The sequence below is a fragment of the Barnesiella sp. An55 genome (genome assembly GCF_002161555.1).
Lineage (GTDB): Bacteria > Bacteroidota > Bacteroidia > Bacteroidales > Barnesiellaceae > Barnesiella > Barnesiella merdipullorum.
Map to the genome: position 1 here is coordinate 13,513 of NZ_NFHZ01000004.1, position 23,886 is coordinate 37,398.

The following is a 23,886-nucleotide window of genomic DNA, read 5'->3' on the forward strand; positions in this document are numbered from 1 at the left end:
TATGAAATATTGTAAACATTGTGCAAAGGATTACCCCGACTCGATGAACTTTTGTACAGAGTGCGGGGCTGCGTTGGAACGTAAGGAGGCCGAAGTGCCGCCGGTGAACGTGGCTGGTGGTAACGCTCCCGTTCGTCGGGTCAAGAAGCGCCGGCCTGTTTGGAAGGTGGTACTGATTGTCTTGGCCGCTTTGGTGGGAGGCTTTTTTATCTTGTTGAATTACCTGAACAATGTCGCGACCTACTTGCGTATGGAGCCCGACCATCTGATTGCTCCTAAGGTTGGTGGCAGCACGACGGTCGATATCGATTATGACGGGTATATCTGGCATATCAACCATGTGCCCGATTGGGTCGATGTGGTCGAGGATGAAGATAAAATAGGTGTAGAGGTACGTAAGAACACGACCGGTGTGCCTCGGGAGGGGAGTATAACGGTACAGAGTGGGAAATGTCTGGCTCAGGTGATTATCACTCAGGCAGGAGTCGCTTCGTATATCAGCCCGTCACAAAGGGTAATCCATTTCGACAAAGGTGGAGGAAGTCGTGATGTGTCTATCGATACCGACGGGGGCGATTATCAAATTGACCGTCCTGACTTTGTTTCGGTTTCGGAAGATGACGATAGTGAAATATCGATAAGAACTGGTCGCAACACGGGTGAATACCGGTCGGGGTATGTGCGTATCAAAGAGGATGGCGTAACGGCTTCGATTTATGTGTCACAAGGCGGAAAGTGCAACGATTGCCACGGCTCGGGCACCCAGTTGTGTCCGCAGTGCATGGGCCAAGGCGGCTGGGGGTATGGCATGTTCTATACCAAGTGCTGGGGCTGTGATGGCAATGGCCGTATAAAATGTGGAACTTGTAATGGCTCTGGAGAGCGAGAATGATGATGACAGATGAGGAGATTGTAGCAGGCTTGATTGCCTCGGATGCGCGGGTGATTCAAGAGTTTTTCTTTGTGCGGTGTCGCCCGGCCTTGAGCTATATAGGCCAATATTTTTGCCACGACAGGTTTACTCCCGAGGAACTTATCGGTGAGTTTTATGAGTTTCTTGCTGCCGATGATTGGCGCAAGTTGCGTATCTTTAGATTCACGTGCTCGTTGAATTCATATATTACGATTATTGCATCGAGGTATTTCCAGCACAAACGCGAGAAGGAGTTGTTGCCACTGGACGACAATATTGCCGTGGTCAAGGGGTTGCAGGACGACAGCCGCAGCGACACCTTCGTGATGGAAGATTTGCATAAGATTATGAACCGGTTACAGCCGTTTGATAGATTCTTGATACAGCGTATTCTTATAGATGGAGAGAAGCCGGGCGATATACTCGATGAGGCCAAGGCTTTTATGGAGAAGGATAAAACCTTGAATACCGAGGCTCAGAACAAAGCTCAGTTTGCCGGGTATGTCTATACAAGATACAACCGGGTAAAGAAAAATTTACAAAAACAAATGGTCGCGATAGGATATGGGCAATAATACAATTTGTAACTTTGAACTGCTCGGACGCGTACTTGACGGACGGGCAACCGACAGAGACCGAAAGATTGTGCTGCGTGGCTTGACCGATTCGGTTTTTGAAGAGTGTATTCTGGTGGCTCTCAAGGCATCGGTGTTATATAACGAAAATGGCAAGGTGTATGAAACAGTTCAATAAAATATCAGACGAGGAGTTGGCAGCTTATCTCGAGGGAATGCTCTCGAAGCAGGAGGCTTCGCGGGTAGATGAGTCGATGGATATCGATACACTCGAGGTGTTGAGTGTGTCGCGCAAGGCATTGGAGCAGTTCCCTGCCGACAATGTCGTGCCTCTTCCATCCTGGGATCATGTCGAGGCTGCATCGACGAGGCCCTTGTATGAGCCTTTGGCTATGGCTGGTTTTTTGGGAGAGAGTAATGTGGATGATAATCCGGAAGAGGAATCGAACGACGATAACGAACAATGAGCGAGGAGGTAGAGTCGCTGAAACGAAAAATCAACAGGTCGGTTATGATTTACATAATCGGGAGCTTGGGTTTTGTCTTGCTGGCTCTGGCTTCTCTGTGGTTGGGCTATTATGTGATTCGGTATCACGAAGAGCATGACTGGCCTACCCAACTGACTATTTTTTCGTTGGGAGGAGTTTGGCTTTTGGGGGAGATGGTGAAGGCGTTTCGTTTCAAAGCGACGATTCCCGCTACATTCAAAAAGATAACCGAGCAGGATGCACCCGCCTTGTTCAGGCTCATCAATGAAGTAACCCAAGACTTGGGTCTGTCGCCCATTCGCGACGTCTATATATCGCCCGATGCCATAGCGGCTGTATTCATCCAGCCGCAAATGCGCAATTTCTTGAGCGGACCTAAACGCGACCTGGTCATGGGTCTTGGCTTTTTGACCCAGATGGACGATGACGAGATACGGGCGATACTCTATCACGAGTTTGGCCACTATGTACAGGACGAGATGAAAAACTCTATCTCGGTCTATACGATTGGGCAGTTTTCCAAATCGTTTGTGGCCATCAAGGAACTTAAGAAGTTGGGCGCTATTGAGACTCAAATGAAAAGCCAGTTGCTGTTTTTTACCTATTTTGCCATATGGATATGCAATCGCATCAACAGTGCATATTCCCGGTTGGCCAAGCAAATGGAGTATGATGCCGATGATGTGGCTGTGAAGCATGTGGGAGCCCCGTTGTTGCAAAGGGCCTTGATTCATGCCGCTTGTGTGCGATACAACTACAACGTGGTCATGTGGGGGGCACAGCAATTGAAATCGAACGATACACGAGTCGATGATATCTATCGGGCCCTTCGGTTGGTAGGACGGTATTCACGTCCCTCCCGGCAGTTTCTGTCGGCCGAGGTGCTTAGGCGGGTCGAGCGGCTGGGGCGGCTGGAACAGGAGATAAAGGTGGGCACCGATGACATTCGCCAATCGGCTGTTGCTTGGTGTGAACCAATGGATCAAGGGGCTTCGCGCACTTGCTCGGCTGCGCAATTCGCCAATTGGTTGCGCGAGGGTTTTGCCCTCTATGCCCAGCATCAGTTGTTGGCTACATCGGTATCCCTGGAAATTCATCTGGCGAAGAGGCGGCACAAGCTGCCGTTGGTCGATGTCAAGTATAAGATCTTGCTCGACGGGAGGATAATAGGATCTGGAAACTTCCTCAAAGGTTATACGCTCAAGCATCGCATCTCGCCCGGGAAGCACACGATTTCGGCCTATGCCCCGGCGGGACTTATATCGACCCCGTTTGAGTTTGTCGTGGAGAAAGATAGGTCGTATCGGGTCGAGATGGATTATAAGCTCTATTTCAGGCACGGTATCTATGATGTCTTTGGTGAAAAGATAGCCCCGATATGATAGATTTCGTATCGAGCCATATTCTTTAATAGAAAAGAAATTATGGCTGTTATGAAACAAATTCTGTTGCTGTTGTTATTGACATTGTCGGCCTTGGCATTTGCTCAAGACGATTACTACATGAAAAAGGCCGAGAGCTACCAGCGCGAAGCTGAGTATTACCAGAAAAAAGCCGAAGGCTATCGCCGCGAAGCTGCCTACTATCTGAAAAAAGCCGAGGGCTACCAACGCGAGGCGGCTTATTATTCCAAGCGGGGCGATCTCGACCGGTCCCGAACATACATGCGTTATGCCGAGGATGCCATGGACCGGTATAAAACTCAATTGAAGTATGCCTCTGATGCCGATGATCGGGCGGCGATGTATTTGCGTTGGGCGTCTGATGCGTTGCGACGATAGCTTTTCGTAGAGAATAGCGATTCGGTTTTTCCCGTAACTCTCGGGGGCCCTTGGCCGAATACTGAAAATAGGTGGAGAGTCTGGGGGATAGCTCTACCGGATAATGCATGATGCGAATTTTTTGATGAATCTGCCTGTTGGGTGATCACAGGCAGATTTTTTTTTGCGCCATGATAGAACGTGCCATGGGCTTTACTCTTATTGTGAAACAATCAAATGTATCAAGTAATAATTGTAGAACGACTATGAAATGGTTGACTCGGATTTTTCAGGCTCTGCTGGGAGTAGTAGCCTTGTTGTGTACATCGCTTGTCGTTATGGGACGTTGGGCGTGGAGTGTGTTGAAACGGTGGTGGAGACGGTGCTCTCGATGGGTGCGCTTCTCGATAGCAACTGCTTTTCTCTTGATCGGTATAGGGTTTGCAACGCTTGTCGGATATATCATGTATGACGATTCTTTCGGGCGAACTCATTGGGGCGACGACCAGATATCGGAAGCCGTGGTTGTTCACCTCTTCCGGGACGACACCTATCGGGTATATAACCAGTTAACAGGCCGATACACTACCCCTAAGCTCAACTGGGTATCGGTACCTCCCGAAAGAGATACGTTGGCCGTTATTGCCCGTGCAGGAAAGAGAGGCTTTATCAGTATCAATACCGGCGATATGATTATCGAGCCTCAGTATCAAAAGGCCTGGGTATTTTCCGAAGGATTGGGGGCGGTTGTCTCTAATGGAAAAATCGGCTTTATCAATGCCCGTAACGAGGTGGTTATACCTTTTCAGTATGACTATGTCGCATCACGAGACCAAGACATAGACTACCTCTTCCGCAACGGCTATTGTACCATGACCGACTCGAAAGGACGTTGTGGCCTTATCGATACAACGGGCCGTTGGGTAGTGACACCGGCGTATGACCAGGTTTGGACTCCGCATTGCACTGGGTACCGCATTGTCATCAACGATTGTAAATATGGCTTGCTTGATCCCTCGGGTCGCCTCGTTTATCCAGCCGAATATGATCATATCGATCTTGCCGACGAGGGCACGGGCATCATCTTGGCCAAAGACGGGAAGAAGTGGCAAGTCGATTTCGATGGCCATGTTGTGCAACCTTTTATGTATGACGAGTCCATTTTACTGGATTATCCGGTTGGTTACTCCGAGAGTGGTGAGGTGCTTTATGCCCATTCCAATTACTTGATTTATGAGGTCTCCTTGATGTATGGCATCATGAACAGTATCACAGGGCAGCCTATTACCCCGGCTATTTATCTGAATGTCGCCATGTTGTCGCCCACCCTGTTTGAGGTGGAAGACGCTCGCCACGACAAGCATTTGTTGGATACTCACGGGAATGTAGTCGCTAAAGAGATAGCGACTACTCGATAAATAGGGATGGGAACGATCGCCTCGGACTGGAGGCGGTCGTTCTACTGGTCATACCGGGGGAAGGGCAGGGTGCGCTGTTGTCGTATCGACTCTTTGGAGTAGGGCGATACAGCTGCCCAGATAGCCATGTCGATGAGAGTAGCCGGGTAGGTTTCGCGACCGAGCAGCGCTTCGCCCAACACCCGTAGCATGATGTAGTCCATGCCTTGGTGATGGGCATCATATCGAAGGGCTTCGGATTCCCATTGCTGCCAGTACCGGTGTTTGTACCGGGCTATGTAGCCGTTCTCGGGCTCCCACTCTTCGGCCGGGCTCTTCCCTTCGATGTAAACAGAGTGCTTGTCGGCATTCCAGACTCCGCCGGTTCCCTCCACTTCGTAGTTGAGTGAGCGGGGGCGGGGCAGGGTGGTGTCGTGCAGCAGAGTGATTTGTGCTCCCGACTCGGCTTGTAGAATCGAGGTGACTACGTCGCCCATCTCGAAGGTGCGATTTATCTGGTCGGGGTTGATGCCTTTTCGCCGGGCGATGCAGGAGCGTAGCCCCAGTCCCGGGGTAGTGGCAAATGAGGTGATGCTTTTGATGTGGTCGGTGCGGTTTATGCCGAGGAAAAGACAGAGGGGGGCCAGTCCGTGGGTGGGGTAGAGATCGCCGTTTTGGGTCTCGTAGTAGTGCGATCGCCACTCGGCCTCGGTGCCGTTGTGAGCCCCGAAGTTTCCCTCTTCGTCGATGAGTATGTGGGTGAGGTCGTGCCGGTAGCCGCCTTGCAGGAATACCAGTTGACCGAACAGTCCCGCCTGCACCATGTTGTAGATGGCCAGTATGTCGTCCATGAACAGGGTATTTTCGAGAGGAAATACCTGTCGGCCGCATTGTTGGCTTTGTCGGATGAGTTCGGGGTATTCATCGGCCGTGAGAGCCCCTTTGACCTCCAGGGCCACATGGCTGCCCGCTTGTAGTGCATAGAGCGCCTGTGCTTTGTGCAGATGCCAGGGCGAAGCGACAATCGTGAGATCGGGGTGCTGCTCGTCGAGCATGCGACGATAGTCGTCGGCTCCCGTATTGTAAACCGGAGGAATAGGTTGTTCGGTAAAAAGCGTGGCGAGGGTCGCGGGCAGACGGGGCGACAGGTCGCTCACGCCTACGATTTCGAATACTGCGATATGTTGCAGTAGAGATATCAGGTACCGTCCTCGATAACCGGCACCGATAACGACAGTGCGTATCTTTTTCATGGCACGATAAAATTGCGTATGTGTGTGAATTCTTTACAAAGGATAAGTTCATCATGGACAAACTTTATCCTATCTTTTTCAAAGATACGAAAAGAAGAGTGTAGAGACAAATGAGAAATGAAGTTTTTAACATAGGTTTGTTCTTCTGTTCTTGTGTCGAAACTAAAAAGTAAGAGAATAGTGGGGAGCTCCCGTTAGAGATCCTTTATATAATATATATTCGCTTTTTTTGCGAATTTTCCGAAAACTATTGTATCTTTGTTGTTGTAAAATGATGATGATGGAAGTTAATTTTAAGGAAGAGTATTTGAAACGATTATATACCGAAGGGAAATCGGATAAGAAGCATCGCTATCAACCTCATGTTATTCGTAAGTATATACGTGTAATTGCCTTGATGATAGAGTTGCCCGATGTACTGTCTCTATCGACGTATAATTCGTTGAGATATGAACGATTGAAAGGAGATAAAGCGGGTCTTTCATCGGTGCGGGTTAATGACCAATATCGAATAGAATTTGAAGAATTTACCAAAGATGGAGAAACTATTGCAACCATATGTTGTATAACTGATTTGTCGAACCACTATGAATAGGATGATTATGAATACTGAAAAGAATAATATTGAAATGTGTGCGAATAAATTGATTCCTGCCTATCCTACTCATCCGGGTGAAATATTAAAGGAAGAGATTGAGTACAGAGGGATTTCACAACGTAAATTGGCTTCACAAATGGGGATGCAGTATTCGGTCTTGAACGAGATTCTCAATGCCCATCGTCCGCTGACAGAGAAAACTGCTTTATTGTTTGAGGCCGCATTGGGGGTGGATGCCGAGCCATTGATGCAGTTGCAGCTAAAATATAATATGCAGGCGACCAAAAAAGATAAATCGTTTATGAAGAGGTTGGCCCAGGTTCGTGAGGTCGCTGCGATTCTTTAGATTTTAGACCTTTCTATTGAGATAGTGGCCGTGAACTAATGGCGACAGTCGATTGTTATAGGTGGAGTTTAATCTAAAAAAAGAAGAACTATGGCAAAAGAAAGTGTCGCTATTTTGAAAGGAAAGATTGATGTGGTAGAGGTCCTCGCTGAGTTGAACGCGGCTCTGTCGGAGGAGTGGTTGGCATTTTATCAATACTGGGTTGGTGCCTTGGTGGTGAAGGGAGCGATGCGGGGCGATGTGCAACGCGAGTTTCAGGAACACGCTTTGGAGGAGTTTGAACATGCCAAGTTGTTGGCTGACCGCATTGTCGAACTCGAGGGGATGCCGGTGCTCGACCCCAAGCAGTGGTTCGAGTTGGCCAAGTGTCCCTATACTGCGCCTACCGATACCGATGTTGTCAAGGTGTTGAAACAGAATGTGGCAGCCGAGCGTTGCGCCATATTGCGCTACCAAACGATTGCGACCTTGACCGATGGTAAGGATTTCACGACGTGTGATATGGCCAAGCATATCCTGGCCGAGGAGGAAGATCACGAACAGGATTTGCAGGACTATCTCGACGATATTGCACATATGAAGTTGTATGTGTCTGAGAAATAGATTTTTGGTTTATTTTTAAGGTTAGAAGAACAAAGGCAGAATCCCCGGATTGGGGACTCTGCCTTTGTGTTGTGTAGAATTTGTTTCGTTTCGACTATCCTTGCGTGTATTCTTGTATGGGAGGCAGGTTGCTGCCGCTCGGAGCCGTGGTGTTGGCCATATTGTTGGCCTCGGCGGCTGCCTGCATCTGTTCGAGCTGGCTTTGCCGAATCGATTGCAACAGTTTGTCGGCAAAGGGGAAGGCTCCGTTTTCCAGCAACATTTCGAGCGAAATTTTTCCGCTGCGGAACAGCTCCATGAGAAACTCGTTTGAGGCCATGCGCAGGGCCGGGGTCGAGAGGGCTTCGGCAATGGAGAGGTCGAACTCGGTATTGCGCACCTCTTCGGGGGTGTAGGTCGAGGCATCTTTGCCCAGGCTATTCCCTACGATGGTTTGGTAGCGGGCATCGGTGTAGAACTGCTGGATCGTTTTCATGATTTTGATATCGCGATCTTCGCGGAATGTCTTGAACGACTCGAAGAGGTCGAGCAGATTGGCCGAGGAGTATTGTATCTGTTGGGTGTAGAGCGACGAGGGGGTGCCGCTTGGGGCTGCTTTCCCTTGCATGGCGCCGTGGACTCCCGAGATATCTTCGAACAGTCGCATTTGCAGCGAGAGCATTTCATAGGCTCCCACCTGGGTGGCATTGACGGCAATCTGCTGGGGCATGGGTGAGCCGGGGCGTGGCCTGAAGAGGATGATGCCGTTGTATTTGGTCCATTCGTCGGCAATCTCCTCGATCGTCATGCCGTCGGGGATTTGGTCTTCGGGGAAGAGCAGAACGCCCTTGGCGCTCGACCCCATGATAAAGTCGATCATGGTGATGAGGCGGTTGATATAGCGCTGCTGGTCGATGACATCCTCGACAAAGGCATGTACTTCGCCGTCGATGAGGGGATAGAGTTTGAACACATAGGGGTGTTCGCCGTGCCAGTAGGGAGTTTCGCCTTCGTCGAGCAGATCGCCCAGCGGCGAGAAGAATCGGTAACGCCAGGTTTGGGTTACGCCCCACTCGGTTTCGATAAGAGGTACCGATTCTTCTGTCCTACCCATTTGTCGGGCCGATTCCTTGCGGGCTTTATTTTCTTTTTCGATGGATGAGGCTTCGGAGGTGGGCAGACTGTAGTATTCGCCCGAGGCGAAGTCGTGACAGTTGATTACCTCGCGGCTCTCGAGTTTCCACACTTCGATCACGCGGCACATGTCGGGGACCGATGGCATGAAGAAGTCGAGTCGGTCGATAGCTCGGGCTGTGAGGTTTTCGAAGTTGTGACGCACCGATTCGTTGCTGGCTTCGGAGTAGATATTGCGTAGCTGGACGGCTCGTTGTCGCGACCCGAACGAGAATCGCGATATAACCTCGGCGATGGTCATGTCGTGCAGTTCGCCAATGAGGGTGCAGTCCCAATGGCGACTATCCTCCATGGCATTGAAGAATATGCGGTTGGGATTAATCTCGTCGATCCATACATCGGTCTTTCCCCGACGATAGCCGTAGCCTATCTTCTGGAAGCAGATGCCCGAGATGAGAAACTCTTCGAGGGTGCGGCTGTCGAGCTCTTGCAGCCGGTTGTGCTGGTAGGCATATTGCACAGCCGCACTCATGAGTTCGCCCAGATTCTGCTCTTGCCGGTCGCGGGCCACGCACACGGGTTGAGTCTGATTACTTCGGAATTGACCCAGCACAGCCTTGACCATTTGACGGATGAGATTGTTTTTCAACGGCACTTTGCCTTGCTGTCGGATATACTCCTCTTCACTCATTACCCGGCCATCGGGAAGTTTTATCAGGTCGTTCCACTGTTTCCCGTAGGTGTAGTCGCGGTTTCGTTTTCGTTTGAGTCTGAAATGCTCTATCTCTTCCCAAGCCTTTTGCGCTTGCAGCAGGATGGGATAGTCGTCCCGTTTGATTTCGGCATTGGCCTTGGAGCGACTCTTTTTCCCCATCGTTGGGACTTTGTACGAATGATTTGCCATAGTTGGTCTTGTTTTTTAGTTTGATGCAAAGAAAACAGAGAAGAGTCGTCTTTTTTTGGCGTGATGATACAATGTGTGTATGGGGAATTTTGTCGGCTTGGGTACGAGGACCGTCTGGATCGCTTTTTAAAAAAAGGAATAAAAAATATGATGAAATGTTTCGGGAATCGATTTTTTAATCATTATATTTGTTCCTGTTTCGTATGCGAGGCGGTGGACTCTTTTTGGGGGGTTGGCCGTAGTTCTCCCCCGCAGAGAAAAATAAAAATACCCTTTGGAGAACCGGGTATAACAAATGATTGAAAGCTATGAAAAAGATTTTGTTGGCGGCTTTTGCCGTCGTGATGTGTGTAGGCGGAGCTTTTGCCCAGTTGTCTATGGGTCCGAAAGTGGGGCTCAATGTAAGTTCGGTAACCGGTGACGGTACCAACTATCGAGCCGGTGTAAACGTGGGTATCTTTGGTAATTATCGCATCAATAATCTGTTTGCGATTCAGCCCGAGTTTCTCTATTCGATGCAGGGTACTGCATTTGATGATGTGACTATTGCCCGGAAAACATTGAAATCGAGCTATACTTCCCACTATCTCAATATTCCGGTATTGTTGAAAGTCTATCCATGGCGAGGCTTGAATGTGCAGGTGGGGCCCCAATTTGGATTCTGTGTTGACGATGAATATAAATTGAAGGTAGGCGATGAGGAGATTTCGTCTAACGACCTTAAACAGTATGGTTATGACAGCAAAGCCAACGTCTTTGATTTTGCTATTGCCTTGGGTTTGGGCTATGAGTTCGATTTTGGAATGACGATAGATGCCCGCTATAACTTTGGCTTAACCAATATCTATGAGAATGAAGATGGCAAGAATACCATGTTTATGCTCTCACTGGGATATAAGTTTGATTTTTAAGGGTCTAAAATATATAACAAAAAGGAGGAAGAGCATAAGGTTCTTCCTCCTTTTTGTTTGTCAGGTGCCGATTATCGTTTGGCTATCTCTTCGTCGATACGTGCTAACTTTTCGGACAGGGGTAGGAAGGCATCGAGCCAGAAGATTGAGAACCCTCGGCGTTCCATGCCTCGGAACCAGGTCATTTGCCGTTTGGCAAACTGGTGAATGGCTATCTTGAGAAGCGAGACCATTTGGTCGTATGTGGTGCGACCGATGAGGTATTCGGTAATGTATTTGTATTCCAGCCCATAATAAATGAGAGCCTCGGGGTCGATACCTTGGTCGAGCAAGCCTTGTACTTCGGCCACCATGCCTTGGTCGAGTCGGTCGTGCAATCGTTGCGTGATGCGGGCACGACGGCTTTCCCGATCGATGTTTACTCCAATGATAAGAGCGTTTTCTACCGGGTGGGGAATCAATATGGATGGTTCCTGCCGAGAGTAATATTCGGCAATCTCGATAGCTCGTATGGCTCGTTTGCAGGTATCGGTATCGGTTTGGTTATGCAGGGTTTTGTAGGTTTTGAGAATTGCCTCTAATTCGGGTAATGACTTGTTGGCCAGAGATTCGCGTAGAGGCTTGTTTTCGGGAACAGGCGGCAGGGAGTATCCCTTGAGTACGGCTTCGATGTATAGACCGGTTCCTCCGCAGAGAATTGGTGTTTTTCCACGGGCGACAATCTCGTCATAGGCTTTATGATAGTCCCTGATGTATTCAAATAGGTTATATTTATATCCGGGGGGGCAGATGTCGATGAGGTGATAAGGTATCGTTTTACCGGCAATGGTGTATTCCGAGAGATCTTTCCCGGTACCGATATCCATCGATCGGTATATTTGGCGAGAGTCGGCACTGATGATTTCGGTGTCAAGGTGATGGGCTAAAGCTACAGCCAAGGAGGTTTTTCCCGAGGCGGTCGGGCCCAATATGGTAATTAGGTCAAGCATCGCAACAGTTTGAAGAATGATGTTTACTGAATATTTTTTGAAGCCACCGGTCTATGCGATATGATAGGCGATCTTCGTTGTGACGACTTACATAGAGCCATATAGGATCGTCGAACTCGATATTCATTAAATCGATATGTCGCAGAGTGAACGCTGGCTTGTAACCGGGTATGGAATACCTCCTTCTTCCATTGGGATAATAGGTGAGAGCTGTGCGCACGATTGTGTGGAATCGGGCGTAATTTTCTTTGAAGAGAGGGTATAACCGACCGATGCGAAAGAGCCGGACAATCTCTTTGGTCGTGTACCAACGTCCAGGGTATCGATTGATTTTTAGTAGATTTTTGTCGTCGAGAAATAGAATGTAATGACCGACTCTTCTGTTTGATTCATAGGATATCGCTGTGCTTAGACACCGCAACTCTGGTTTGTCGATTTGTAACTCTTCTTGTACGATTTGTAGAGCCTTTTTGAATTCACTCTCTCGAGTCAAGAATTGGTAGAAATAACGGTGTATGGGGACATCAAGTCCTGTCCCGCTATCTAGTTCATTTTTATCGCCATAATTTTCAATAAGGAATATTTTCTCTTGGGCTATAATCATGATACGAATTACAGAGAAAAAAACGTTTTTTGAGTTGTCATTTTCTTGATTAAGAAAATGTTTACTTTTCTTTTCGTGGCTGTCTATAATATTTTGGATAAGCCATCGGCGTGATACCTCAAATATAACAATTGCAATGCTTAGTCCTAGAGGGAAGTAGAAATAAAAATAGGTGCCGGTTCGATTATATATATCTATACCTTTGAAAAATAGGATCCATGAGAGTATAGCAACCAATATGGCCCCAATCAGAATTATTCGTATTGTATAATAAGCCTCATAGCGGCTAAAATCTCCTAAAATATGTCGCTCCCGTATTCCTCCTCTTTGGAGTATGCACTGATGGCAGAATGGAGGTTGTATGTTGCGATGTCTGAATAGATAGGCTAGAAGAGCGATGCAAGGGGCTTCAAAAAGAATCATGGGAATGGAGACATTCCACAAGAGTAACAACCCGCATAATAGACCACTCAACAACAAAGCCCATCCTGTAATCCACCCGATGGTTCCGCAACCTCTGAACAAGCGTGTAGAAAAGAAGGAGTAGAAGATCCAGATAATACCGATAATTATCGAGACAATGATAATTGTTCGCTCATTGAGGACTGGTGAGAGTCCCCACATAATAATAGCGGGTAACAGTCCCAGTGAGTAGATATTGGTCCAACTCAGTTTATGTCTTCTTTTCTTTTTCATGGAAAGGTGCTTTACAGACTTGTTATTTCAGTTTGTCGGTAAAGAAGTTGCATACTCGAGTATAGAGGTGAAGACGAGTATTGCAACCTCGTATGTGGTGATCTTTGTTGGTGTAAATTTGGGAATCGAACTGGATACCGGCTTCAACCAGAGCAGATGAATATTGCAATGTATTGAGGTAGTGTACATTGTCGTCGGCTGTTCCCGAGACAATGAGCAAGCTGCCTTTTAGTTTGGCTGCATGGGTGATGGGGGCTGACAGGCGGTAGCCGTCTCCGTTTTCTTGGGGCGTACGCATGAATCGCTCAGCGTAAATGGTGTCATAGTAGCGCCAATCGGTTACCGGGGCAATGGCGACACCTGCGCGATAAATACCGTTGCCGGTGGACATGGCCATCAGAGTCTCGTAGCCGCCGTAGCTCCATCCATATATACCTATGCGGTTCCCATCCACATAGGGAAGGGTGCGCATATATTCGGCGCCGGCTACCTGGTCTTCGGTTTCAAATTTGCCCAATTGCATATACACGGCCGTTTCATAAGCCCGACTACGTCCGCCGGTACCACGGCCATCGACACAAGCTACGATAAATCCCTGGTTGGCCAGGTAGTACTCCCAATCTACTTTCCAGTCGTCCAAGACCGATTGCGATCCGGGGCCGCTGTATTGCGACATCACTACCGGGTAGCGTTTCGACGGGTCGAAGTTGGCCGGTTTCAGAATATATCCGTTCATCTGCTCTCCAGCGTTATTGGGGCAAGTAAAGAACTCTTTTTTAGGTAGATTGCTCTGTGCGGCAAAAGTTTTGAGAGCCGCATTGTCTTCGAGTGTGCGCAAGGTTTTGCCTCGGGCATCGCACACGGTTACGACGAGGGGTTCGTTACTGCTGCTGTATCGGTTGATGAAGTAAGTGCACGAGGGGTTGAACTCGGCACTATTGGTACCGGTTTGAGCCGACAGCTTGGTTTCGACACCTTTCGCATTGATTTTATAGATGGCCTTGTAAAGAGGCCCCTCTTGATTTGACTCGTAGAAATAAGATCCGCTGTTGGCATCGTAGCCTAGGAATTTCGACACATTCCATTCCCCTCGGGTGATTTGCCGAGCCAGTGTACCATTATAGTTGTAGCGATAAAGGTGCTGGTAGCCACTGCGGCAACTGGCCATGACGAAGAAGTCGTTGTAGAAAGCGAGGTTGTCGAGTATGGGTTCATCGATCCAGGCTTTATCGGTTTCGCGCAACAGCAGTTTCGATATGCCCGATTTCGGGTTGACGGCATAGATATCCATCACGTTTTGAGTGCGGTTGAGAGTGACGACTGCCAATCGATTGGGGGCGGGTGTGAATTGGATTCTTGGTATATAGCTGTCGGCCGAGACTGGTAGTTTCATCTCTTTCAAGGCACGGGTATCGACGGTATAGGTATAGACCGATACTCGTGCGTTAGTCTCACCGGCTACCGGATATTTATACGAGAAGCTACCCGGGTAGAATCTGTATTCGGGATAGCTCGGGCAATAGCCTTCATAAAGTTGGAAAGAGTACATGGGCACCTGGCTCTCATCGAATTTTACAAAAGCCAGAGTCTCGTCATTGGGCGACCACTGCAGGGTCGAGGTCGTGGCAAACTCCTCCTCATATACCCAATCGGGAACACCGTTGATAATCTTGTTCCGTTCTCCGTCGCGAGTTACCGCCACTTCTGTCCCGTAGTCGAGTTTCTTGACATAGATGTTGTTGTCTCTTACAAAGGCAACCATGCGGCCGTTTGGCGAATATACAGCCACCTGTTGTTTTCCCCCCTCCGAGAGAGGTTTCAGCAGATTACGACGTATTTCAAAGGTGTAATAGGTAGCTTTGAACGAACGGCGGTAAATCGGTTCCGAGTCGGCATAGATAAGCAGATGCTTTTCATCGGGGCTAAGCGAGAATCCGTCGAAACTTTTCAGGTCACATTCCCGGGCCGTCTTCACGTCGAATAGCGTATCGACTTCATGCCCGGTGCGATACTCACATTTGACGATGCGGGTATTGCCGTTTGTGGCAGCATAGTAGTGGACTCCGTCGGTCGAAGGGTAAGTCTCGGCTACATCTTGAGGACGGAATTTTTCTGATGTGATATCTTCCAACGTAAAAGCATTGGCCGGAAGCACAAACAGTGCGATGGCACACAAGAGGGTAAAGGTTATTTTTTTCATTGTGCGAAAGGTGATAAATTCATGATTCAGTTTTCAACATCTTCTCCTCTTTCAGCCTTTTGGGGCGGTCGAGGGCAGTCTGTCTTTTTCCATTACAAAAGTAGAAAAAATACAATAAAGAAAAGTATATCTATAAAGATTAACAAATTTCATCTCCTATTTGTTTCACTACACGGCTTTTTGTTCCCTTTTTTGTAGGAGGTAGGGAAGGTAGTGAATTCCGGGGTAAAAGATTTGCTGCAATCAGATTTCCCCGATTCCCGATAAATTGCTAAGTTTGCATCGTATAAGGCGTGAGAGTAGGGTGGCGCATGTCGAGTCAGAGATAATAAATCTCGATTGTGGAACCCTGGAGGTTGTCTCGCACCGAAAAACAAGTTGCAAAAAGAGGAAATTATGATCGAATATATTACCGGCGAGGTAGTCGAACTCACCCCAGCCACCGCAGTAATCGAGTGCATGGGCATAGGTTATTTGCTCAATATCTCGCTCAATACCTATTCAAGCCTGGGCAAGGGCAAGTCGGCCCGGCTCTATGTCTATGAGGCCATTCGCGAGGATGCCTATCAACTCTATGGATTTGGCGACCGTCACGAGCGAGAGTTGTTTATAGCGCTCATCTCGGTTTCGGGGGTAGGGCCCAATACGGCACGTATGATTTTGTCGTCGCTCAATCCTGCCGAACTGGAGCAAGCCATTGCCTCCGAAAACCTTAATCTGTTGAAATCGGTCAAGGGGATTGGAGCGAAAACGGCCCAGCGTGTAATTGTTGACTTGAAAGATAAAATAAAACCTACCGACAATCCGTTAGTAATAAGTACGCCCGCAGCCTCCGAGGTTTACGAGGAAGCCGTGGCTGCGTTGGTGATGCTTGGATTTTCACAGCCTCAGTCGCAAAAGGCAGTTCAGAAACTGCTGCGTGAAACCCCTTCGATGCGGGTCGAAGAGGTCATCAAACAGGCTCTGAAAATGCTCTGATACCGACGCGGCACCCTTTTGTCCGAGTGGTGTGTGGGATTATGTGCAGGAGTATCGAATGAGAAAACGGATAAGGATTGGAACGATAATTGCATTGGCTGTAAGCGGATTAGGTGCCTATTCCGCTTTTGCCGCTTTGCAGGTGGCCGATCCGCAGAATCCCCCCCGCAATACCGTACAGGCAACACAGAATAGCCAGTCCGGGCAGCCGGCATCCGATTCCATTGAGATGCGTTTCCCCGTAGCCAAGACAGTTCCCGAGTCGTATGACGAAATCGATCAGAAAGCTCCGGTCGATTTGAAAAAACCCTCGAACCTGAAAACCGAGGTCGAGTATGACCCCGAGACCAATTGCTACGTAATCCACACCCGGGTAGCGGGAGTCGATGTAACTACTCCTTTCATGCTCTCGGCCGACGAGTACAACGACTACACCCTGCGCAAGTCGATGCAGCAATACTACCGGGAGCGTAACGCTCAGAATTTTGCCGAGAACAGCAAGTCGGAGTTCAACTTCCTTGATATGAATTTTTCGCTCGGACCTCTCGAAAAAGTCTTTGGTCCGGGTGGCGTGCAGTTGACCACGCAAGGTTCTATCGAGTTGAATATGGGATTGAAATACAACAAGCTCGACAACCCGGCTCTGCCGATGAGCTCCCGTAAAAAGACCTATTTCGATTTTGACGAAAAGATACAGGCTTCGGTCACAGCCAAGGTAGGCGACAAGATGTCGTTCAACATGAACTACAACACCGATGCTACCTTCGACTTCGACTCCAAGAACCTCAAGTTGCAATACCAGGGCAAGGAGGACGAGATTATCAAGAACATCGAGGCCGGTAACGTGAGTATGACCACCGGATCGTCGCTGATACGAGGCAGCACGGCTCTCTTTGGTATCAAGACGACCATGCAGTTTGGCAAACTCACGGCCACGGCCCTTATTTCGCAACAACAGTCCGAGTCAAAGACCGTCAATGCCAGCGGTGGTGCTCAAACCACCCCTTTCGAAATCCGTGCCGATGCCTATGACGAGAACCGTCACTTCTTTTTGGCTCACTTCTTCCGCGACAATTACGACAAGTTTGCCTCCAAGTTGCCCTATGTTTCGTCGGGTGTAAGCATCAACCGCATCGAGGTGTGGATTACCAACAAGCAAGGCACCTATGAGGAGTCCCGTAATATCGTGGGATTCATGGACCTGGCCGAGAATACCCACATTGGTAACCAGCACTGGATATCGACTACGGCGCAGCCCAATCCCATGAACAACTCCAACTCGCTCTACTCCGAAATTAAAAACGGTTACCCCGATGCCCGCAACATCAATTTGGTGACCCAGGCGCTGGAGCCCCTCTCGGCCTACGGTATCGAGGGTGGGCAGGACTATGTAAAGATTGAGAGCGCCCGCAAACTCTCCTCGTCGGAATATACCCTGAACGAGCAGCTGGGCTATATCTCGCTCAAGAGCAAACTCAACGCCGACGAGATGCTGGCCGTAGCCTATGAATACACCTACAACGGGCAGGTTTATCAAGTGGGTGAGTTTTCGGGCGATGTGACCGATACCGACCAGTGCCTCTACCTGAAGATGCTGAAAAGCTCGACCATATCGACCTCGCTCCCTATCTGGGACCTCATGATGAAAAACGTCTATTCGCTCGGAGCCTACCAGGTACAGAAAGATAAGTTCCGGCTCTATATCAAATATCAGAGCGACTCTACCGGTGTGGCCGTCAACAATATCCCCGAGGGGAATATCGCCGATAAGACCCTGTTACAGGTGATGAATCTCGACCGCTTGGATGCCAACGATACCGAGTATTCCGATGGTATCTTCGACTACATCGAGGGCTATACCATCCAGTCGTCAAACGGTCGCATCATCTTCCCGGTCATCGAGCCCTTCGGCAGTCACCTGGCCGAGCAGATAGGCAATGCGGCTATTGCCGAGAGGTATGTCTATCAAGAGTTGTACGACTCGACCCTCACGGTGGCCCAGCAGGTATCCGAGAAGAACAAATTCATCATGACCGGCGAATACAAGGCCTCGTCGGGAGCCGAGATCAGCCTCAACGCCATGAATGTGCCGCGGGGGTCGGTAGTCGTGACCGCCGGCGGTATGACCCTGGTCGAGAACTCCGACTATATCGTCGATTATGCAATGGGTGTCGTTACCATCTTGAACCAGAGTATCATCGAGTCTGGTACCCCCATCAGCGTTTCGCTCGAGAACCAGTCGATGTTCAACATGCAGCGCAAGACCATGCTAGGGCTAGATCTGAATTACGCCTTCTCCAAAGACTTCAACATAGGGGCCACCATCATGCACCTCTCCGAGAAGCCCTTGACCGAGAAGGTGAGCATGGGCGACGAGGTGCTCAACAATACTCTGTGGGGTGTGAACCTCTCCTACAACACCAGTTTCCAGTGGCTCACCAATTGGTTGAACAAAATACCCACCGTCAATGCCACGGCCCCCTCGACCCTGGCCCTTACGGCCGAGTTTGCCCAACTCGTTCCCCATCAATCCAAGACCGGTAGTTCGCAAGGAACCTCCTATATCGACGATTTCGAATCGACTCAAACAGGTCTCGACCTCAAGTCTCCCTATTCCTGGACTCTGGCTTCGACCCCTTACGATACTTCGTCCGATGCCCTGTTCCCCGAGTCGCGCTACTCCAACGACGTGCGCTACGGGCAAAACCGGGCTTTACTCTCGTGGTATTATATCGACCGCATGTTCACGCAGAAGAACTCCACCCTCATACCCTCGCACCTGAAAAACGATTTGGACCAGCTCTCCAACCCCTACGTGCGTGAGGTGAGCGTGCGCGAGATTTTCCCCAATAAGGAGATTAACTATGGCGAATCCACCACACTGCAAACCCTCAACCTGTCGTATTATCCGCAGGAGCGTGGCCCCTACAACCTCGATGCCGACAACCTCGACGAGCAGGGCCAGTTGCTCAACCCCTCGAAACGTTGGGGCGGTATCATGCGCAAGATGGACTATACCGACTTCGAATCGTCCAATATCGAGTATATTCAGTTCTGGCTCATGGATCCCTTCCTCGACGAGACCCAGACCAACCACAAGGGGGGGGACCTCTATTTCAACTTGGGTGAGGTCTCTGAGGATATTCTCAAGGATGGTATGAAATCATTCGAAAACGGTTTGCCCATCGATGGTGATACTACTCAAATTGCCACGACGGCTTGGGGTAAAGTCTCCAAACGTCAGTCACTCACCTATGCCTTCGACAACACGACCGGGGCTCGGGCCATGCAGGATGTAGGTCTCGACGGTCTCTCCAACGACGAGGAGTATGGCTTCTCTTCTTACAAAGATTATCTGGCCAAACTCGAGGCCAAACTCTCGCCGGCCGTGGTCGAGGCCATGCGGCAAGACCAGTTCTCGCCCTTCAACGATCCCGCTGGCGACAATTACCATTTTTATCGCGGTCACGACTACGACGATGCACAAACTTCGATTCTTGCCCGATACAAGCACTACAACGGTATCGAGGGCAACTCGCGTTCGACCGAGGAGGTAGAGGATTCCTATTACCAGTCGTCCAAGAGCGTGCCCGATGTCGAGGATATCAACCAAGACAATACCCTCAACGAGTATGAGCGTTACTACCAATACCGCATATCGCTCAACCCCGACAGTCTGGTCGTGGGTAAAAACTACATTACCGACAAGCGCGAGACGACCGTACCCCTGCGCAACGGGCAGGAGGGTCGGGCCGTGTGGTACCAGTTCAAGGTGCCCCTCTCGCAACCACAAAAGAAGGTGGGTTCTATCCAGGACTTCAAGACCATCCGCTTCATCCGCATGTTCCTGACCGGTTTCGAGGTCGAGACCCATTTGCGCTTTGCCACTCTCGAACTGGTGCGGGGCGAATGGCGTACCTACGACTACGCACTCAATCAAACGGCCAATGCACCGGCTCAGGGCAATCTGGACGTATCGGTAGTCAATATTGAGGAGAATGCCGGGCAGGTGCCCGTGAACTATGTGTTGCCCCCGGGGGTAACCCGTATCATCGACCCGGGGCAATCGCAAATTACCCAGCTCAACGAGCAGGCCATGTCGCTCAAGGTGACCGACCTGCCTACGGGCGAGGGGCGTGCCGTCTATAAAAACAGCGGTATGGACATGCGCACCTACAAGCGGTTGCAGATGTTTGTCCATGCCGAGAAACTCATCGACGATGTCACCAACCTGCGCGACGGCGATGTGTCGGTATTCCTGCGGTTGGGGTCGGACAGCAAGTCGAACTATTACGAATATGAAATTCCGCTGTCGTTGACCGAGCCGGGCAATTACAGCACCTACAACACCCAGGACCAGGAGGCCGTTTGGCCCTCGTCCAACATGTTCGACTTCCCGCTGTCGGTCTTCACCGACCTCAAGTTGGAGCGCAATGCCAAGAAACGGCAAGACAACTCGGGCGTCACCTATCAGACCCGTTACTCGATTTATGACCCCGACAAGGCCCAGAACAAGGTGACCATCGTGGGTAACCCCTCGTTGAGCGACGTGCGCACCATGATGATTGGTGTGCGAAACAACTCCAATGCCACCAAGTCGATAACCATCTGGGTGAACGAGATGCGACTCACCGACTTCGACCAGTCGGGCGGTTGGGCGGCCAAGGCCAATGTGAACCTGGGCCTGTCGGATATCGCCACGCTCAACGTGGCCGGTCATGTCGAGACCGTAGGCTTCGGTGGTATCGATCAGAGCCTCACCGAGCGCCGTCTCGACGACTACTACCAGTACAACATTGCCACCATGGTCGAGCTGGGTCGGTTCCTGCCCGAGAAGATCAAACTCAAGGCACCCCTGTTCTACTCGCTCACCGAGCAGCGCACCTCGCCCAAGTACAACCCTCTCGACCAGGATATTCTCCTCAAGGATGCGTTGAGCAATGCGGGCAGCAAAGCCGAGCGCGATTCAATCAACAATGCCTCGATCGAACGATCGACGGTCGAGAGTCTCAGCCTCTCGGGAGTGATGTTCGACATTCGCAGCAAGAATCCCATGCCATACGACCCGGGTAACTTCTCGCTAAGCTACTCCTACAACCGGCAGTCCAACCAGGACCCCACGACCGAGTTTGAGAATACCTACGACTACCGAGGCAGCTTCACCTACTCCTATACCCCCTTTGTGAAACCGTGGGTTCCCTTCAAGGGGTTGAAGAGTAATTCGAAACATCTCAAGTTTCTCAAAGAGTGGGAGCTCAATTACCTGCCCAGCAACATAGCCTTCAACACCAACATGTCGCGCTACTACTACGAGCAGCAGATACGCGACGTGAGCGGTTCGGGCGGTATGGCCTTGCCCACCAGCGTGAGCAAAAATTTCCTGTGGGACCGCCAGCTCTCCCTCACCTGGAACCTCACCAAGTCGCTCAACTTCTCGTTGCAGACGATGACCAACGCCCACATCGAGGAGCCCGCCGGTGTCGTCAATCGGGAGCTCTTCCCCGATGAATACCAGGCCTGGAAAGATACCGTGATGTCCAGCATCAAGAACCTGGGTACTCCCTGGAACTATAACCAGACGTTTAATGCCTCTTACACGGCCCCCTTCAGCAAGATACCGGTGCTCGACTATTTGGCCTTTACTGCCAAATACAACGCCACCTATACCTGGGACCGTGGTGCGCAAATCTCGAGCGATATCGAGTTGGGCAATACCATCAGCAACCAGGGGCAACTCAACTTCGACGGGCGCTTCAACTTCGAGCAACTCTATAACAAGTCGAAATATCTGCAAAAGATAAACCGCCGTTTCTCGTCGAGTAACCGGTCGAATAATATGAAGAAGAAAGAACGCAAGTTCGAGCGCACCATCCTGTTGCGCGAGGATACCACCGTGACCCTGCGCCACAACCTCAACAACAAGAAGGTGAAGGTAGTGGCTCGCGACGACCAGGGCAAGCGGGTAGCTTTGCGCACCAAAGTCATCGATGCCAACAACGTGATGATTCTCGACAAAGGAACCCAGCGGCTCAATGTGGTGATTACTCCCGGAAAGGAGAAACCCAACTTCTGGAAAGAGGCGGCCGAATACTCGTTGCGCGGGCTCATGATGGTGCGTAATGCCAGCGTGCGCTACCGCAAGACCAATACCACTTCGTTGCCCCTCTTCTCGCCCAATGTAGGCGATATCTTTGGGCAATCGACCTCCTATGGCCCCATGTCGCCCGGCCTCGACTTTGCCTTTGGATTTACCGATGAGAACTATGTCTATCGGGCCAAAGACCGGGGCTGGCTGTTGTGCGACTCGACGCAGATAAGTCCGGCCGTCATCGGGCACACCGAGGAGTTCAGTTTCGAGATAGCCCTCGAGCCCATACGGGGTCTGAAGATAAACCTCACGGGCAACCGCACCGATACCCGCAGTTCGCAGATGCAGTTCATGTATGACGATATGCCTACCACGCGAGGCGGAAGCTATACCAAGACTCACATCGCTTTGAAAACCGCCTTCAAGAGCAGTTCGTCGAAAGACGGCTATGCCTCGCAGGCCTTCAACGACTTCCTGCGCAACCGCGAGATAATCGCTTCGCGGCTCGAGGCTCGGTATGCCTCGGGCAACTATCCCAACAAGGGATTCATCGCCTCGACCGGTTTGGCCGGGCAGCCCTACGACGCGGCCAACGGTGGGGTAAATCGCAGCTCGGCCGACGTGATGATACCGGCCTTCCTGGCAGCCTATTCGGGCATCGATGCCCGCAAAGTGGGGCTGTCGCCTTTCCCCAGTCTGGCTTCGATTCTGCCCAACTGGCGCATTACCTACGACGGCCTCATGCAGGTGCCTCTGATCAAGAAACACTTCAAGGCATTCACCTTATCGCACACCTACCAGTGTACCTATTCGGTAGGTTCGTTCTCGTCCTACCTCAACTGGGTTGAGTCCGATGGCGACTTCGGTTTTATTCGCGACGAACTTTCGGGCAATCCTATTCCCTCGTCGCCCTTTGACATCTCGTCGGTCATGATTACCGAGCGGTTTGCACCCCTCATTGGCCTGTCGGTTACGCTGAAAAACAACGTGACGGCCAATATCAAGTACAACGATACTCGCACTCTTACCCTCAACTCGGCCGCCGGCCAGATTGTCGAAGCCACAACGACCGACTTTACCATCGGAGCCGGCTACAAGATTGCCAACTTCAATACCATACTCAAGTTGCGGGGATCGCAAACCGGTGTCAGCAACGATTTGACGCTCAATGCCGACTTCTCTTTCCGCAAGAACCAGTCGCTCATTCGCCGCATCGAACAGAACTTTACCCAGGCCACCAGCGGAACCCGCTCGACCATGTTTGAGTTCACGGCCAACTATGTGTTGAGCAAGCGCATCACGGTAGGGGCCTACTTCGACCACCAAATCAACACCCCGCTCGTCTCCTCGTCATCCTATCCGATAACCAACAGTAACTACGGTATCTCGGTGCGCTTGTCGCTGGTGAAATAAGCAGGCTTGATGCTTGCTCTTCACCACCGGTATATGCCCCCATCGAAGAGCGCGGGT

Annotated in this window: 17 protein-coding genes; 12 read left to right on the forward strand and 5 right to left on the reverse strand. The window is 50.3% G+C overall.

Annotated elements, in window-relative coordinates:
• Position 1: 1 nt before the first annotated feature.
• From B5G10_RS03405 to B5G10_RS03435, 6 genes are all read left to right on the forward strand, one after another.
• Positions 2-892 (forward strand): BACON domain-containing carbohydrate-binding protein, encoded by an 891-nt coding sequence (locus B5G10_RS03405; RefSeq protein ID WP_087423354.1) that lies wholly within the window; start codon positions 2-4, stop codon positions 890-892.
• Positions 889-1,488, forward strand: a complete 600-nt coding sequence (locus tag B5G10_RS03410; RefSeq protein ID WP_087423355.1) for a sigma-70 family RNA polymerase sigma factor — start codon at positions 889-891, stop codon at positions 1,486-1,488. The genes B5G10_RS03405 and B5G10_RS03410 overlap by 4 nt, the downstream gene beginning before the upstream one ends.
• 161 nt (positions 1,489-1,649) lie before the next feature.
• The gene (locus tag B5G10_RS03420) at positions 1,650-1,955 is read left to right on the forward strand and encodes a hypothetical protein (protein WP_087423357.1); all 306 of its coding nucleotides are present in this window, start codon (positions 1,650-1,652) and stop codon (positions 1,953-1,955) included.
• 44 nt (positions 1,956-1,999) lie between these two features.
• On the forward strand, positions 2,000-3,358 hold the full coding sequence (locus B5G10_RS03425; protein WP_158098764.1) for a M48 family metallopeptidase: 1,359 nt from the start codon (positions 2,000-2,002) through the stop codon (positions 3,356-3,358).
• 51 nt (positions 3,359-3,409) lie between these two features.
• Positions 3,410-3,757 (forward strand): hypothetical protein, encoded by a 348-nt coding sequence (locus B5G10_RS03430; RefSeq protein ID WP_087423359.1) that lies wholly within the window; start codon positions 3,410-3,412, stop codon positions 3,755-3,757.
• Positions 3,758-4,002: 245 nt separating this feature from the next.
• On the forward strand, positions 4,003-5,154 hold the full coding sequence (locus tag B5G10_RS03435; protein WP_158098765.1) for a WG repeat-containing protein: 1,152 nt from the start codon (positions 4,003-4,005) through the stop codon (positions 5,152-5,154).
• 41 nt (positions 5,155-5,195) lie between these two features.
• Here the strand turns inward: B5G10_RS03435 and B5G10_RS03440 are convergent, their stop codons facing one another.
• Positions 5,196-6,386, reverse strand: a complete 1,191-nt coding sequence (locus B5G10_RS03440) for a Gfo/Idh/MocA family oxidoreductase (protein ID WP_087423361.1) — start codon at positions 6,384-6,386, stop codon at positions 5,196-5,198.
• A 280-nt stretch (positions 6,387-6,666) separates the two neighbouring features.
• Between B5G10_RS03440 and B5G10_RS03445 the strand changes: the two genes are divergently transcribed.
• The 3 genes from B5G10_RS03445 (at position 6,667) to B5G10_RS03455 (ending at position 7,933) form a co-directional block, all read left to right on the forward strand.
• Positions 6,667-6,981 carry a type II toxin-antitoxin system RelE/ParE family toxin gene (locus tag B5G10_RS03445; RefSeq protein ID WP_087423494.1) on the forward strand — a complete coding sequence of 105 codons (315 nt, stop codon included), beginning with the start codon at positions 6,667-6,669 and terminating at the stop codon, positions 6,979-6,981.
• A gap of 7 nt (positions 6,982-6,988) precedes the next feature.
• Positions 6,989-7,330, forward strand: coding sequence for a HigA family addiction module antitoxin (locus tag B5G10_RS03450; protein WP_087423495.1), 342 nt, complete (start codon positions 6,989-6,991; stop codon positions 7,328-7,330).
• A 90-nt stretch (positions 7,331-7,420) separates the two neighbouring features.
• A complete protein-coding gene (locus B5G10_RS03455; protein ID WP_087423362.1) occupies positions 7,421-7,933 on the forward strand; it encodes a ferritin-like domain-containing protein in 513 nt (170 codons plus the stop codon).
• A 94-nt stretch (positions 7,934-8,027) separates the two neighbouring features.
• On the opposite strand, the gene B5G10_RS03460 is transcribed toward B5G10_RS03455, so the two are convergent.
• Positions 8,028-9,950 carry a hypothetical protein gene (locus tag B5G10_RS03460; RefSeq protein ID WP_206396543.1) on the reverse strand — a complete coding sequence of 641 codons (1,923 nt, stop codon included), beginning with the start codon at positions 9,948-9,950 and terminating at the stop codon, positions 8,028-8,030.
• A gap of 308 nt (positions 9,951-10,258) precedes the next feature.
• On the opposite strand from B5G10_RS03460, the gene B5G10_RS03465 reads away from it, so the two are divergent.
• Complete coding sequence (locus B5G10_RS03465; protein ID WP_143241042.1) at positions 10,259-10,861, forward strand: porin family protein; 603 nt, start codon at positions 10,259-10,261, stop codon at positions 10,859-10,861.
• A gap of 71 nt (positions 10,862-10,932) precedes the next feature.
• Here B5G10_RS03465 and miaA read toward each other — a convergent pair whose 3' ends face one another.
• Genes miaA through B5G10_RS03480 form a run of 3 tightly spaced genes read right to left on the reverse strand, consistent with a single transcriptional unit; the run spans position 10,933 to position 15,350 of the window.
• Entirely contained in the window at positions 10,933-11,850 is a 918-nt protein-coding gene (miaA, locus tag B5G10_RS03470; RefSeq protein ID WP_087423364.1) for a tRNA (adenosine(37)-N6)-dimethylallyltransferase MiaA, read from the reverse strand.
• Positions 11,843-13,150 (reverse strand): hypothetical protein, encoded by a 1,308-nt coding sequence (locus tag B5G10_RS03475; RefSeq protein WP_087423365.1) that lies wholly within the window; start codon positions 13,148-13,150, stop codon positions 11,843-11,845. The genes miaA and B5G10_RS03475 overlap by 8 nt, the downstream gene beginning before the upstream one ends.
• Positions 13,151-13,172: 22 nt before the next feature.
• Positions 13,173-15,350, reverse strand: a complete 2,178-nt coding sequence (locus B5G10_RS03480; RefSeq protein ID WP_087423366.1) for a S9 family peptidase — start codon at positions 15,348-15,350, stop codon at positions 13,173-13,175.
• Between the two features lie 396 nt (positions 15,351-15,746).
• Between B5G10_RS03480 and ruvA the strand changes: the two genes are divergently transcribed.
• Together ruvA and sprA are read left to right on the forward strand one after the other, a co-directional pair.
• Positions 15,747-16,328 carry a Holliday junction branch migration protein RuvA gene (gene ruvA / locus B5G10_RS03485; protein WP_087423367.1) on the forward strand — a complete coding sequence of 194 codons (582 nt, stop codon included), beginning with the start codon at positions 15,747-15,749 and terminating at the stop codon, positions 16,326-16,328.
• A 58-nt stretch (positions 16,329-16,386) separates the two neighbouring features.
• Positions 16,387-23,829: a cell surface protein SprA gene (gene sprA / locus B5G10_RS03490; protein ID WP_087423368.1), complete on the forward strand. Its 7,443-nt coding sequence runs from the start codon at positions 16,387-16,389 to the stop codon at positions 23,827-23,829.
• The last annotated feature ends 57 nt before the right edge of the window (positions 23,830-23,886 follow it).

What these genes read in the sequence shown, in the direction of transcription:
- B5G10_RS03405 (WP_087423354.1), top strand. Translation starts at nt 2, where the DNA reads ATGAAATATTGTAAACATTGTGCAAAGGATTACCCCGACTCGATGAAC.
- B5G10_RS03410 (WP_087423355.1), top strand. Translation starts at nt 889, where the DNA reads ATGATGATGACAGATGAGGAGATTGTAGCAGGCTTGATTGCCTCGGAT.
- B5G10_RS03420 (WP_087423357.1), top strand. Translation starts at nt 1,650, where the DNA reads ATGAAACAGTTCAATAAAATATCAGACGAGGAGTTGGCAGCTTATCTC.
- B5G10_RS03425 (WP_158098764.1), top strand. Translation starts at nt 2,000, where the DNA reads ATGATTTACATAATCGGGAGCTTGGGTTTTGTCTTGCTGGCTCTGGCT.
- B5G10_RS03430 (WP_087423359.1), top strand. Translation starts at nt 3,410, where the DNA reads ATGAAACAAATTCTGTTGCTGTTGTTATTGACATTGTCGGCCTTGGCA.
- B5G10_RS03435 (WP_158098765.1), top strand. Translation starts at nt 4,003, where the DNA reads ATGAAATGGTTGACTCGGATTTTTCAGGCTCTGCTGGGAGTAGTAGCC.
- B5G10_RS03440 (WP_087423361.1), bottom strand. Translation starts at nt 6,386, where the DNA reads ATGAAAAAGATACGCACTGTCGTTATCGGTGCCGGTTATCGAGGACGG.
- B5G10_RS03445 (WP_087423494.1), top strand. Translation starts at nt 6,667, where the DNA reads ATGGAAGTTAATTTTAAGGAAGAGTATTTGAAACGATTATATACCGAA.
- B5G10_RS03450 (WP_087423495.1), top strand. Translation starts at nt 6,989, where the DNA reads ATGAATACTGAAAAGAATAATATTGAAATGTGTGCGAATAAATTGATT.
- B5G10_RS03455 (WP_087423362.1), top strand. Translation starts at nt 7,421, where the DNA reads ATGGCAAAAGAAAGTGTCGCTATTTTGAAAGGAAAGATTGATGTGGTA.
- B5G10_RS03460 (WP_206396543.1), bottom strand. Translation starts at nt 9,950, where the DNA reads ATGGCAAATCATTCGTACAAAGTCCCAACGATGGGGAAAAAGAGTCGC.
- B5G10_RS03465 (WP_143241042.1), top strand. Translation starts at nt 10,259, where the DNA reads ATGAAAAAGATTTTGTTGGCGGCTTTTGCCGTCGTGATGTGTGTAGGC.
- miaA (WP_087423364.1), bottom strand. Translation starts at nt 11,850, where the DNA reads ATGCTTGACCTAATTACCATATTGGGCCCGACCGCCTCGGGAAAAACC.
- B5G10_RS03475 (WP_087423365.1), bottom strand. Translation starts at nt 13,150, where the DNA reads ATGAAAAAGAAAAGAAGACATAAACTGAGTTGGACCAATATCTACTCA.
- B5G10_RS03480 (WP_087423366.1), bottom strand. Translation starts at nt 15,350, where the DNA reads ATGAAAAAAATAACCTTTACCCTCTTGTGTGCCATCGCACTGTTTGTG.
- ruvA (WP_087423367.1), top strand. Translation starts at nt 15,747, where the DNA reads ATGATCGAATATATTACCGGCGAGGTAGTCGAACTCACCCCAGCCACC.
- sprA (WP_087423368.1), top strand. Translation starts at nt 16,387, where the DNA reads ATGAGAAAACGGATAAGGATTGGAACGATAATTGCATTGGCTGTAAGC.